Source organism: Streptomyces sp. CA-249302 (genome assembly GCF_050936785.1).
Taxonomy (GTDB): Bacteria; Actinomycetota; Actinomycetes; order Streptomycetales; family Streptomycetaceae; genus Streptomyces.
The window spans coordinates 3,148,332-3,161,080 of record NZ_JBNJMG010000001.1 but is presented as its reverse complement, the minus strand read 5'-3'; the positions used below and the strand labels follow the sequence as shown (position 1 = coordinate 3,161,080).

The following is a 12,749-nucleotide window of genomic DNA, read 5'->3' as shown; positions in this document are numbered from 1 at the left end:
CGCGTACCGGGGATGGGCTGCTCTTCGGAGAATTGTTCGGGCGGGTGCCCGTCGCACTTGAGGGAGTACCGGAGGGACTGCGTGCCGTCACAGTCCCGACACGGCGAGACGGACAGGACAGGTTGCCGCGTGATAGACGGCGGCAGTTGAACGTCAGGCGGGTGGATTTGGTTCCAGGCGGTGAGGTGCCCCTATTCGGAGCGCCCGAAGGGCTGTCGGCGTCGCACCTGGTGTGGGTCCTGGACTCCGGTCGACGCGAGTGGGCGTCCGTGGTCAAGCGATTCGGTGCGCAGGCCTTCGAAGTGACGGCCGACCTGGTCCGATGCGGGGCCGTGGTGTTGCGTTGTGAGGTCGAGGAATTGCTCTACCTGGGTCGCCCGGTGCGCTGGACGTTGACTCAGGCCTGGCAGGAGCAAGCGGAAGATCGCCTGGCGGAATTGCGTGGTGCGCGTGATCCGCGCCGTGCGCGCCGGGAGCTTCTGCAGCTAATGGAACCGGTAGAGCAGCTCGCGCAGGAGCGCCAGCTTCTTGCCGCAGTCCCCGAAGGAGCCGGGCTGGTCGTTCCAACTGGAAGCCGCGTCCGGACGGCGGCGTGGTCTGTCTACGAGGCTGCGGTCCGGGCCGCCGCGCAGTGGTGGGAGCTGCGTGGCCAGGGGGAGAAAGAAGTGACCTTGAAGCAATTGGCCGCTCACGCGCTGGGCGGCTCCAAGACGTGGACGGCACAGCAACAGGTCGGGTTTGCCAACCTCATTGGCGTGGACTTCGAGGACGCAGTGCGTGAAGAAGATACCGATCTTCGGGTGAAGGGACCCCTGTCGTGGCACATCGGCGAGGTCGCCGCGGACGCCGCGGTCGCCCAACCCTGGGTCGGGCTGCCCTCTCAGGGCATCCGAGTGATCGGCCAGGCCCAATGTGGCGCCCGCGGTGTACTGGTGATCGAGAACTCCGACACCTTCGGAGCAGTTTGTCGCAGATTGCCGGAGCTGACCGCCAAGTGGCTGTGCGTCTGGGGCGCCGGCTACGCACGCGACCAGCTCGTCACGTTCCTCCAGTGGCTGCAGCCCAGGCCGATCGTCGCCTGGTGTGATCTGGACGCCGACGGCATCGGCATCATCCATGACCTGTCCCGCCGGCTCGGCACATCGGTGCACGCCGTCGGAATGGACGTGGACCTATGGCGCGAAGGCCCATACCGGCGGCGTAAGAATCCTGAACAAGACAAGGCCCTTGACGCCGAACATGCCGCGGACCTGGCACGGCACGTGACAGGCCCTCTGCGCGAGCTGGCCCGCGCCGTCGCCGAGAGCGGGGAATCACGAGAGCAGGAGACGCTTTACCTCTCCGTTCTCCCCCACCTGCCCGAGCTGCTGGAGCCCTTCCTGCCCGTACCTGAGGTCGCCCACCCGAGCCGGGAGCAGACGCGGTGAGCAGCGGCCAGCTGTCCTTGGACGAGCAGGACCAGGTTCTCCTCGCGCCCGGCCAACGGCTGATGAACTGGCGTGCATTCTTCGCGCCGTTGGCAGCGCACCGCGAGGCACTGGTGAAGGACCCGGAACTGGTTCGCCTGGCCGCGGACGTCGTCGCTGTCTTCGCCGAGCACGCCGCCTCCAGCGGACTGACCCGAAACCAGATGCGGGAGTTTCTGGGACCCAGCGGGAGGGGCTGGCCGTCGGCCGTCCTGGAATCGCGCCTGTCGCTGATGATTGACATGAGTTTCCTGGAGCCCTACGTACTCAAGAAGCACCAGGACCGCTACGTCATGCGCCCCGCGGGCCTTGCCGGCGCCATCGCCGCCGAACGCCTCGCCCTGCACGGGGGAGTCGACGAACTCATCGGCCTGCTGGACCGTACACGCGAGCTGCTGGAACGAGACGACCCAGATCCCACCCCCGTGCTGGAAGCACTGCGAACATGCCGGCACGGTCTGACGGTCTTCGCACTGGATTTGCAGCGGCAGGTCATCATGGCCACGCCCGCAGAACTCATCAACGCCCAGCGCCAGCACGACCACACCGACTTCACCCGCCAAGTGACAGACCTGAACGAGCTTGTCACCCGGGCATTCTCCGGAGACCTCGTGCTGGAGGACGCGGCCACCGCGCTGATCGAAGCCGCACAGTTCTACCGCGAGCAACTCATCGCGGCCATCGACAAAATCCTGGAGCACGGCGGCGGAAGCCTGAACCTTGACGTCCTCACCCCCGCCGAGTACCTCCACCTCGCCAAAACCGCCGGCGTCGACCGTCTCGGACACTTCGGTGAGTCCCTCGTCGCCGACACGCCCCCGGTGTGGATCGACGGCCAGCATGTGATCGACACCGCAGCCTCGTACACCCCGCAGCGGCCGCCACGACCGCGTCCGGCCCCGCCCCAGCCGACACCCGACGACGACGCCGATCCCTTCGTCGCCCTGGACGACGCCACCCAGCACGAAAACCTCCGCCAGGAAATCCTCCTGGAGGACCTTCTCGGCGGACAGCAGCACACGGCCCTCGCCGACGTACTCGAAGCACGAGGCTGGCCCGGAGCCGGACGACTGCTGGTCGAACTCCTGGCAGCCGACGCGGATCCCCTCGTCGACTGCCACATCGAGATCGCCGTGCCAGTACGCGTCGATCCCACCGCCAAGGTCACCTACCTCCACGACATCACCCTCCACGCCGGAACCGACGTGGGAGGCCACGACCGTGACCGGTGACAGCGCCCCACCGTCCCCCTCCGCGCTCCTGCTGTCCGCCATCCGAGCCGCCGGATCAGTCGCCACCCCCCGAAGCGCCCTGCTCAAGGAAACCGCCGATGCCGCCGGGCGAGCTGGCCGGACCGTGCTGCAGCTCCGGGCCGCCGGGGAGAGCATGACGAGGCTGAGACTGGGATGGCCCGCCGGCAGCGCCCCGGACGTCGAGCAGCTGGGGGAGCAAGCTCCCGCTGCTCTGGCCCGCATCCCCACCCTGGTCTGGGCCCTGTGCCTGAAGGCCGCGTGGCCCGATCCCACCCTGCCGCACTACCCCGGACAGCCCTTTTCCGCCCAGCTGATCGAGACCGCCTGCGCGCACCTGGGCGCGGATTGCAAGAGCGTCTCCACCGCTCTGGAACGCGTACTGCCCGGACACGGGCTCATCGTGGCGGTCGGCCCCTTGCTGCATCTGGGGCCCGCCGTGGCCACGCTGCCCGGTCCTACGATCGCCGCGCTCCGCAGAGGCCACCACCGGCTGCCCGATCCCTACCAGCAGCACGCCGTGCACTGCGCACCCCATCCCCCCGAGTCGCACGCTGACGATCCAGATACCGCTACCTCGCCGCACGAGCTCACCCAGCCCGAAGCGAGTCCTCGACACAGCAGTGAGCACATCAGCCGCAGCATCATCACCGCCCTGGAAATCGCACGAGGCCCACTGCCCCCACGCGACCTGCCGGCCCTCAGTGACCCCGACATCCGTGCCCACGTCCAGGCCGCCTTGGCCGACATCGGCCGCACACTCATCCGCACACCCCAGGGCACCTGGACCACCGGATACCCAGACCCGGTCGCCGAAGCACTCGCCGCAGCCGGGATCGGCACACTGAGCCCTGCCGAGCGAACCGTCCTCGCCCTCGTCCTTCTGCACACCGTCGCTCTGCCGCGAGCCCAGGGACGCCATACGCACCCGCACTGGAACGCCGCCCAGCATTCCGTCACCCTGCGCGAACTCGCCCGCAATCGCGCCCTGACCAAAACCACGATCCGTGAGGCCCTGCGCACCTTGACCGCGGCAGGGATGGTCGACACCGCCGGCCAAGGAAACTACGTCCCCGGCCCGTGCCTGCAGCGCCTGAGCGAAACCCGCATCGCCGCCCTGTGGGAGGACCTCATCCTCGCCGGCCGGCCCGACGGCCACCTCGCCCGCGCCATTGCACGGCGGCGCCAGGCCGCCCGCCCCACCTCCCCGTCCCAGGAGCACCCGTGACCATCCCGACCGGCCCCGACAGCCAGCTGTCCACCGGCATCATCGGCAGCCGCCAACTGGTCGCTGTGCAGACCTTCGCCATCGCCCGGCTCACCAGCGACCCGGTTGCACTGATTCCTGGCACCTTCATCGCTGTGACCGGCCGAGGCCCCAAGGACTCCAACGAGTCAGGCAAGACCAGCTTCCTCGCCGCCGTGGCGCTGCTCCTGGGCGACCCCGAGTGGCAGATCACCAGCAATGGCACAGCCAATACCGTCAACTTGCTCTTCGAACCCGTCATCGCCGGCGCCTCCACCCAGCTGGTCGACGCAGCCGACCGCGGCTACATCGCCGGCGTCTTCGCTGAATCCGACGGTAGCCGCCCGCACAGCGTGTGGCTGCAGATCAGCAACGACTCACCCCATGTCCAAGTACGCCACCACCCCGGCGTCCACCTGCTCACCGACGGAACTGACGACGAGCGTCACCGCGCAGCACCGGCCTTCTACCAGCAACTCGGTGTAGAGGCACTGGGCTCCAGCGAATACGCCAACCAGCTCTACGGCCGATCGCCCAAGGTACTGGCCTACGTGGCTTCCCGGGGGCAGGTACGCTCACGGCCCTCCCTGCTCAAGCTCGAAGCCGGCACCTACTCACCCGATCACATCGGGGATGCCCTGATCACTCTGTCCGGCCGCTCCAGCCTGCTCGAACACGACAAGGGACAGCGCAAGGCACTGGAGGACAAGCGAGCCAAGTACGCCAAGGCCCTTCAACGGCACGAAGAGGCACTCGCCCGGGAAGACACCATGCTCCGCGAGGCAGAGGCCCGAGACGAACTCCGTCGCAAAATCGGCAGCGCCGAAGCCGACCGCTGCGCTGCCCTGGCCCGTACTCTGCTGGACGAGGCCGCCCGCCTGCGCAGTGCCGAGGTCCTCCTGCCCCAGACCGCGGCGACCCTCAAGACGACGGCCGATCTTCTTGAACATCTGGAGGCCCAGAAGGCCACTGCCTCCAACCTCACCGCACTCGAGCAGGCCTGCGAAACAGCCGAGCAGACCAAAGACCAATGCCTCACCAACCTGACCAACGCACAGACCGAAGAACGCCACCTGGGAGAAGAACTCGCCGAGGCGCAAAAGGCACTAGACGAGGCCCGGACCCTCAGCGCCGCCCACGCTGGCGAAACCGCGGCCGCGCTCCAGGAAGAGCTGACACTGCTCGCCCAGCAGACGGCAGAGGCCGAGATCAACCGCGGTATCGCCCAACGCGACGCCCACACCTACAAAGACCAACTCGGTAAAGCCGAGCAGGGACAAGCAGGACTCGTCGGAGAAGTCCTACACTCGCTGGCCGCCGAAGAGGACATCACCGGCGTCGGCCTGCTTGACCAGATCGACCTCGACGACCAGACCCGAGACAGGTGGGAAGCCGCCCTTCACCCGTGGCGCGACGCCGTCTGCTTAGCACATACTGATCTGCCCGCCGCCCTCGAAGCACTGAACGATCTGCCCGGCGCAGTCCTGATCACCGAGGGTCCAGACAGGAACGCCACCGCCACCTCACCCACCAGCCACGAGACCACGTGGCCGGCAGGCATCCGCTCGGCACCAGAACCGGCACGCCAGTTCCTGCACGCCCTTGCCGCCCAGACTCAGTGGACGCAACAGCCCCCGCACTCCAGCGTCGACGCCCTCGGCGTCCACATCGTCGGATCCTTCCCCAACCCGACCGTCGGGCGGGCTGCCTTGTGCGCCCACCTGCGCACCCGTTACGACGAGGCCCTGCTCAGCCAGCAGAGAGCGGAAAACCTGATTAAGCATCTCGCACGCCGGGTCACCCTCGCAGAGGCTGAACTCAAGCGGGCTCAGGCCTTCGAAGCCCTACCGCAACTGGTGAAAGTTCACCGCGAAGCCACAGACAAACTCACCCACAGGCGCCGCACGCTTCCCCAGGTCGCCACCCTTCTCGCGGAGGCAGTGGACGCCTGGGCCATGGCCAAAGCCGCCCTCAGCGGCCGCAAGCAACGGATCGAAGAACTCGAGCGGCGCATCCGAGAAACGAACGTCACGCTCCAAAACTGCGACGGTGAGCGCCGCGAACAAGAGGCGGTCATCGCACGAGACGGCGCCAGCACCGCGGCAGCCGCCCTGGGTCTGGACGCGGACGCTGCCCGTACGCTGCTGAACTGGCCTGCAGACTGGCTACCCACGCAGTACACGCAGCTTCTCGCCGAAGCGCCACTTCCACCCGCCGCGCCCCACGGGGAACCGCCCCGGGAACGGCGCTCCGCCGCCCAACTCCACATGGCCGCCAACGCGACCGTCGACGGCTGCATGGTCGCCCTCTCTCTGCGGGCGGGAACCAGTGGCTATCCCACCGTCGCTCTCGCTCACGCCAGCCGCCTCGACAACGCAGACCTCGATGCCAAGGCCGACGCTGCACTCCAGGCTCTCAGCGAGTGGCTCACCGAAAACGAGGCCGCGGACGCCGACATCCACACCACGGTAGAGAAGGTGCGTGCCGAGCGCCTTGAGGAGAACGCCTTCATCTCCCGCTCGGTGGAAACCCTCGCCGAGGAACTCCGACACACTCAGGAAGTCATCACACAACGCGTTGCCGGAGCCCTCGACAACATCACCACGGCGCTGGACCAACTGAACCGTGACGCTGGCCTCTTCGGCGCAGATCTGCACTACCAGATTGACCCGCCCACGGACACCGATCACGGTTGGCGCTGCTCCGTCACACCGCGTTGGCGACGCAACCCCAACGGCCCAATGCTCGCCTACGACACCGTCACCAACACGGCCCAGGAAAAGCTCTTCTCCATCCACCTCGTTCTCGCCGCTCTCCTGGCAGCTCCTCACGCCCAAGGCCGAGTGCTCGTCCTGGACGAACTAGGCGACTCCCTGGGCCAAGAACACCGCCGCGAAGTGCTCAGCGCGATCACCAAAGTCGCCACCGCCCACGGCATTACCGTCCTGGGCACCTGCCAAGACACACTGATGCGAGACGTAGCCCCCGTGTGCGGGCAGATCCTCTACTTCCAGTACCCGTCAAAGTCCGAATACCTCAACCGTCCCACACGCATGTTCGGATACGACCCGCAAGCCGGACGAGTGGAACTCACCGCCGAACAACTGACCCGGCGACTCGCGCGCTGAGACCAGGCCCGGCAGCAACAGGATCCTGCTGCCGGGCACAGGACCAGTTCTGCCCCGCGGGCAGCCAAGCGGAACGCGCTTGGTGTTATCGGCCTTCCGTACCAGACCCGAGGGATCAGGCTGGGTCCTCACTGGTGCTCTCCCGCGAGATGCCCACGACCTCGTACAGGGAGTCTCCCCATGTAGCCCAGCGCTCCAGTTCCGTTGCACCGATCAAGTGGATCGCGTGGTCGTTGGCGAAGTCGCGCGCTGGCTCGGAGAAAGTGCCGTTGGTGACCATCAGTGCGATGTCAGCCTTGTGTTCGAGGCGAGCAGTTCCATTGAACGTCTGGACGTTCGTGCTGGTGACCATTTGTTTGGCAGCCCTGCTGGTCTGCTTGCACTGCACCACCACACGCCGGCCGTCCGGCGTCTGAGAGATGACGTCCGCACCCCGGTCCCCAGTGCCTCCGTGCTGACGGATCACCTTCATCCCATCGCGGTGTGTGAGCCACGCGACAAGAATCTCGAAGTTCTTACCATCGAACTCTTGGATGTGCCGCAGGCTGTAACTCTTCTGGCTCTGGGCGAAGAGGTTCCTCCGGTCATCTACAGCTTCGAGATGGTCCGTTTCCGCCAATGCCCGTTGATTCATTGCTGCGAAGCGTTCTGTGCTGGGTGTGATCTCGTCCCACTGCTCGGCGATCGTGTTCAGTGGAGAGTCGACACGGCCTGGAGCGTAGCGTGTGGACAGGTCTTCTTCGGGCAGCGTGCTGAGTTCCTCGAACGCCAGGCTCGCTTGTTGCAAGCAGCGCCCGATGAGGTCGAGCTCATCTTTCACCATGTTGATGAACGCGTCGAAGACCGAGTCAAGTTCGACCCGAGTGAAGTCCCAGGTGCGGCCACGAAAGTGCGAGTCTCCCTTGAGCTTCTCGAGCCTTTCAAGATTCATGCGAAGGGCATCTCTCTGCCGGCGCAGCCCGGTGCAGGCTTCGCGGCCGATCGAGATTTCCTGCACCCATAAGTACGCAGCGAGCAGGTCAGCTTGGTCGGCTTTGCCTAACGCGTCGCCCATCCATCTGCGGATGTCACGGTCCGGGTAGCGGGGAGGGACAACACGAGCGTCACGGTCAATGATCACCGGGGGAGCGTATATGCGGCCACTGACAACCCCCGGGCGGCCTCCGGCCCAGGATCCACGCGCGCAGGGACACCCCTAGCTCTTCGCCAGCGTGCACGTGATCCTCAATCGGCTCTCTCCCCATAGCTCGTCGGTCTGCCTGGTCATGTCGCCGTCGTCCTGGCCGGGGAGAGACCTGGCGGATATCCCTTTGCACGGAGCCAGGTGTCAACGGCCAGCGCCACGATGTCCCCGTGCGGTAGGCCGGTATCGGCGTGGAAACGGCGGATCCGGCGCTGGAGCTGCAGTGTTTCGGGGACGGCGTAGTTGAGTTGTCCGCGTTTGGTGCGCCGGTTGCTGATGACCTCCAGGGTGTCCGGGTGTGGCGAAAGAGCGTCATCGGTTGGCTCGCACTCAGAGTCGAGCGCGTCGGCGATTTCCCGCAGTCGGCGGGCGTAGAGGGAGTGGTCAGGCATGAGAGCTTCCCCGGTTGATCCGGCTAGGCGGATAGCTACCCGCCTAACGGCCTATTGGAATAGTCGGTAGGGGCGGCCGAACCCGATGTGGGGACGGCCGCCCCGTGCGTACGGCCGAGTTCAGAAGCCGCGGGCGGTGAGCCACTCATCCAGCGCGACCGAGACGATGTCGCCGATAGGCAGGTGATCCAGCTCGTTGTCCAGCGCGAAGCGCTTGATCCGCTTCTTCAACTTCAGCGCAGCGGGCACCGACGAGTCGAGACTCTCCCGCGCGATGATGCGCTGGTTGAGAACGACGACGACCTCGGGAACGTTGGGACGACCGGGACCGTGCGCATACGGAGCACCCTCGCTGGGAGCGTCCTGCGATCGAGCGTGCTGTTCCTGGTGGCCTGGACCATCGGTCCTCACTGGGAACGCGGTGCCGCCTGCCGCCGGGGGAACGGCCGGGCGAATGGCCACCTCGACGGCCGGGGCCACACCAGCAACCGCGGACGTGACAGCAGGCGGACCATGCTGCGCAACAGGTTCGGCCCGCTGCGTGGCCTGGACCGCAGGTGCTGCAGACTTGGGAGCTGGGACCACAAGCGATACCTGCCGCTCCACCGGCATCCCAGCGGACTCTGTCCTTGCCTCGGGAACGTCGACGGCCGGGTGAGTCGGCTGACTGGCGGCCGGCTCCGGCACCGGGCCACTCGGCGCCTCGGCAGTCGGCTGGGCTGCGGTCTGCGCTACTTCGGGCACCGCCCCGGTCCGGCCCTGTGCCGATGCTTCGGCGGGAAGGGCGGAAGGGCCGGGCTGAACCTGCGCCTCGCCCGCAGGGGGACGGCCTTCGCCCTGGGCGGCGGCCTGTTCGGCGGCGTACTGCTCGGGGGTGAGCTCGGCGGCCGGGGGAGGGGGCGGCGGGGTCGCCTTCTTGGCCCCGCCCAGAGTGCGGCCTGTGCGGCGGGTGGGGGGCTTCATACGCTCGCTCATGACGTCAGCTCCTTTATCAGTTCGGCGTACTCGCTCAGCTCGGTCGGGATCTCGCCGAAGGCCTCCATGTAGTGCACCCAGGAATGGATGACGGTCTCGGCGAGCGGGAACGCCTCGTCGCGGTCTGGGCCGATGCCTTCGCCCTCGGCGGGCTCCAGCAGCTGCTGCTTCGCCCGGCCGGGCAGGCTGGTGCGGTCATCTGCCTTGACCATGACCACGTGGGCGGTGACGTCGTGGCCGTTGCGGGCGGCGGCGCGCTCGGCCTCGTCGAAGGTGGCCACGAGCTTGCGGCGCTCGATCTTGGTGGGGGCGACCGGGACGAGCAGCAGGTTCGCCTCGGTAACAGCCTCGTAGAACAGCTTCGCGCTGCCACCGCCGGCGTCAACCACGATCGCGCCGAACTCGGCCCGCTTGGCCCGGATGTACTCGGCGATGTCGTCGAACGGGTACCGCTCGATGACGACGTTGGCGGGGATCTCGAACCCGGCGGCCTGGGCGACCTTGAACCAGTCGTAGGCGGACTGGCTGGTGGCGTCGGCGTCCAGCAGCAGGGTGGGCAGGTCGAGGACGACAGCGTGGTAGAGGGCGATGAACCAGGCGGAGGTGGTCTTGCCGGTGCCGCCCTTGAGCATGCCGACGACGATGACGAAGGCGTCCCAGGCGCTGGCCGCGGCCGCGGCCAGGGTCTTGGTACGGGTGTTTTCACTCACGTGTGCTTGATCTCCTGAATCGGGAAAGGTGTGTGGGGTTGCGTGCGCCGGCGAGAAGGCCGACGTTCGGTGGCGGCCGAGCGCGGGCGAAGGAGGACCCCGAGCAGCGCTGTATCCGGGATGGCTTGCCATCGGTCCCGCGGTCTGTCGGGCCCGTGCGGGGGCGCTCATGACCGTTTCCTTGGGGTGCGGGCCGGGCCGTGGTGGTGCTTGGGCCGCATGGGGGTGCCCGCTTGGTGCAGGAGCCGGTAGACGGTGCCGATGGAGTAGTTGCACTCCGCGGCGAGGTCCGGCACGGTGGCGCCGGCCTCGTACCGAGTCCGCAGGGACTTCGCGAGCTTCATCCGCCGTGCGGTACTGGCTGCGGAGCGGATACGGAGCGTCTGCTGGGTGGTGCGGGGCGTGCCCCCGGCCTCGATCAGCAGCCGCCGAGCCACACGTCGCGTCACGGACCCCGCCACGGCCAACTCCGCGAGGGTGGCGCCCTGTTGCTCGTAGAGGCCGCGCAGACGGGCCGCGAGGTTGCGGCGGGCTTGCCCGTCGCGGAGCCTGCGCGTCTGCCACGAGGTACGCATCACGGTCCCGGCCTCGTGTAGCCGGTTGAGGACCGTGCCGTACGACAGGCCACTGCTCGCCACGAGTTGGTCCACGGTGGAACCGGATTCGTACTGCTCCCGCAGTGCGTGCGCGGTGACTTGATCCTCGTGATCGGCCGCGGGTCGAAGGGGTGGGTTCACGCTGCGGACTCCCATTCGCTGCGGGCTTCGGCATGGGCGGCGGTCAGCTCGTCGTAACTGCGCTGGTCGGCGGGGGTGATGAGGATCAGCCGTCCATCGGTGGCGATCCGCCAGTCGGGAGCGGCGCGGCCGGTGACCGGATCGAGGACACAGCCGTCCGGGGCGTGCCAAGCGGCGGGAATCTCGTCGGGGCGTGGCGCGGGAACCAGCACCTGACGTCCGTCGCGGACGATCACCACGGCCTTGCTGCGGTGCTCCGACAGTCGCTCCAGCGCCCGTTGGTACGCCGCGCGTTCGGCGGCGTGCACCGCCTTGCGCCGGGACGCGACGCCTGCGGTCCGGTGCCGCGTCGCGACTGCGTCCCAGCCGCGGGCCGGCTCGGAGATCTTGTCGGCCGCAGCCTCCGGGTGGAGGTCACCGAAGCCCTCCAGGGCGCGAGGCGCCAGGGTCCAGGTCTCACTGCTGTGGGTGACGAGGCCGTGGTCGGCCAGGCGTCGCAAGGTGCGGTAGAGGGTGGCGCGGGAGACGGAGGACGAGCCGACGAGCTCGGTGACCGTCTGCGCCGCACGGGCGTGCAGTGCACCGATGATCACCAGTGCGGCGCTGCCGAGACCGCGGTGGGCGAAGGCGTCGTGGCCCATCAGCCGACCGATGACGGTGGAGTCGAGGTCGGCGGTTGTACCCGTCTCAGGGGTGGTCCACTCCTCAAGTGCCAGGTCGGGGGGGTACTGAGTGGTTCGGAAACGAGATGGCGGAGCGGGGATGCTGTGGCGGTCAGGGCCGGCCTCGGCGAGGTACCAGGTCGAGCCTTCGCGGCCGTGGCCGGTGCGCAGGCGTCGCAGCCAGCCCTGTGGTTTGAGGACCGTCTCGTAGACGGCCCGGAGGGTCGTGCGGGATATCCCCGCTTCCTCCGCGGTCTGCCGCTCGCTGGCGTGGTGCAGAGGACCGCCTGCGATCTCGGCGAAGTTCAGATGCGCCCTCAGGACCCGCAGCGCGGTCCGCCCGCGTTCCCCACGCCAGGGCGTCGTCTCGATGCGATCGCGCAGCGCGGCGAGCACCTCATACGCGTGGTGCCTCGATTCCAGCATCGTCGTGCTGCTGACCGCGGCCGTGGCGCTGGCCCACACCCGGCCGATGTATGCCAGGGCATGTGCCTGCCCGGAGCGCAGCGCGATGTTCCGGGCGTGCCGCCCGCCTTCGTGATCGGGGTGCAGTAGCAGTTGCGTCAGCTGATCGACGGTGCCGCTGGCGCGAGCGACGTGGCAGGCAATGGCCGACGTGATTCGGTGGCCGTGCTCGGCCGCGCCCTGGCGGTTCTCGCGCAGGACCACGCTCTGACCGTCGGAGGCGAACTTGCTGTAGCTGCCTGCCGCGTAGCGGCCGGTGAGGTCTCCGAGCAGGACGAGATCGGAAGCAGCCTGCGGCAGCCTGTAAAGGCCACGTCGCTCGCTTGGGTGAACTGCTTGTCGGGATGCGGATGCCTGGTGGGTGGTTTGTGGCACTGTGGGGTCGTCTCGCAAGGACGTGGACGCCACCCAGGCCCGCTAAAACCACGGGTGGTGTCCGGACCGACCTCCAATCGGTGCCAAGCGAAGCCTCCAGGACGGCAATCCTGGAGGCGTTCGTATGCCTGGCCTCGGTACTGGAGGCAGGTGTCCCCAT

Annotated in this window: 10 protein-coding genes; 4 read left to right on the top strand and 6 right to left on the bottom strand. The window is 67.7% G+C overall.

Translation table 11 applies throughout. The features are described from left to right. Window positions 1-269 precede the first annotated feature (269 nt). From ACQEWB_RS14245 to ACQEWB_RS14230, 4 genes are all read left to right on the top strand, one after another. The gene (locus ACQEWB_RS14245; RefSeq protein WP_432830759.1) at window positions 270-1,427 is read left to right on the top strand and encodes a Wadjet anti-phage system protein JetD domain-containing protein; all 1,158 of its coding nucleotides are present in this window, start codon (window positions 270-272) and stop codon (window positions 1,425-1,427) included. Then, window positions 1,424-2,698 (top strand): hypothetical protein, encoded by a 1,275-nt coding sequence (locus ACQEWB_RS14240; protein ID WP_432830757.1) that lies wholly within the window; start codon window positions 1,424-1,426, stop codon window positions 2,696-2,698. The genes ACQEWB_RS14245 and ACQEWB_RS14240 overlap by 4 nt, the downstream gene beginning before the upstream one ends. A gap of 154 nt (window positions 2,699-2,852) precedes the next feature. After that, the gene (locus tag ACQEWB_RS14235; RefSeq protein WP_432830755.1) at window positions 2,853-3,944 is read left to right on the top strand and encodes a hypothetical protein; all 1,092 of its coding nucleotides are present in this window, start codon (window positions 2,853-2,855) and stop codon (window positions 3,942-3,944) included. Next, complete coding sequence (locus tag ACQEWB_RS14230; RefSeq protein ID WP_432830753.1) at window positions 3,941-7,090, top strand: hypothetical protein; 3,150 nt, start codon at window positions 3,941-3,943, stop codon at window positions 7,088-7,090. The genes ACQEWB_RS14235 and ACQEWB_RS14230 overlap by 4 nt, the downstream gene beginning before the upstream one ends. 115 nt (window positions 7,091-7,205) lie before the next feature. On the opposite strand, the gene ACQEWB_RS14225 is transcribed toward ACQEWB_RS14230, so the two are convergent. The 6 genes from ACQEWB_RS14225 to ACQEWB_RS14200 all read right to left on the bottom strand — a co-directional run bounded on the left by ACQEWB_RS14225 (window position 7,206) and on the right by ACQEWB_RS14200 (window position 12,418). Beyond that, the gene (locus ACQEWB_RS14225) at window positions 7,206-8,210 is read right to left on the bottom strand and encodes a restriction endonuclease (RefSeq protein ID WP_432830751.1); all 1,005 of its coding nucleotides are present in this window, start codon (window positions 8,208-8,210) and stop codon (window positions 7,206-7,208) included. A 143-nt stretch (window positions 8,211-8,353) separates the two neighbouring features. Beyond that, entirely contained in the window at window positions 8,354-8,665 is a 312-nt protein-coding gene (locus tag ACQEWB_RS14220) for a hypothetical protein (RefSeq protein ID WP_099504573.1), read from the bottom strand. 120 nt (window positions 8,666-8,785) lie between these two features. Next, the gene (locus tag ACQEWB_RS14215; protein ID WP_432830748.1) at window positions 8,786-9,640 is read right to left on the bottom strand and encodes a hypothetical protein; all 855 of its coding nucleotides are present in this window, start codon (window positions 9,638-9,640) and stop codon (window positions 8,786-8,788) included. Then, entirely contained in the window at window positions 9,637-10,350 is a 714-nt protein-coding gene (locus ACQEWB_RS14210) for a ParA family protein (RefSeq protein ID WP_432830746.1), read from the bottom strand. Before ACQEWB_RS14210 ends, ACQEWB_RS14215 begins: the two co-directional genes overlap by 4 nt. 167 nt (window positions 10,351-10,517) lie before the next feature. After that, complete coding sequence (locus ACQEWB_RS14205) at window positions 10,518-11,087, bottom strand: helix-turn-helix domain-containing protein (protein ID WP_432830744.1); 570 nt, start codon at window positions 11,085-11,087, stop codon at window positions 10,518-10,520. Continuing rightward, the gene (locus ACQEWB_RS14200) at window positions 11,084-12,418 is read right to left on the bottom strand and encodes a helix-turn-helix domain-containing protein (protein WP_432830742.1); all 1,335 of its coding nucleotides are present in this window, start codon (window positions 12,416-12,418) and stop codon (window positions 11,084-11,086) included. Before ACQEWB_RS14200 ends, ACQEWB_RS14205 begins: the two co-directional genes overlap by 4 nt. Window positions 12,419-12,749 lie beyond the last annotated feature (331 nt).

Coding starts and splice junctions, on each gene's coding strand:
- ACQEWB_RS14220 (WP_099504573.1), bottom strand. CDS start 8,665: ATGCCTGACCACTCCCTCTACGCCCGCCGACTGCGGGAAATCGCCGAC.
- ACQEWB_RS14235 (WP_432830755.1), top strand. CDS start 2,853: ATGACGAGGCTGAGACTGGGATGGCCCGCCGGCAGCGCCCCGGACGTC.
- ACQEWB_RS14215 (WP_432830748.1), bottom strand. CDS start 9,640: ATGAGCGAGCGTATGAAGCCCCCCACCCGCCGCACAGGCCGCACTCTG.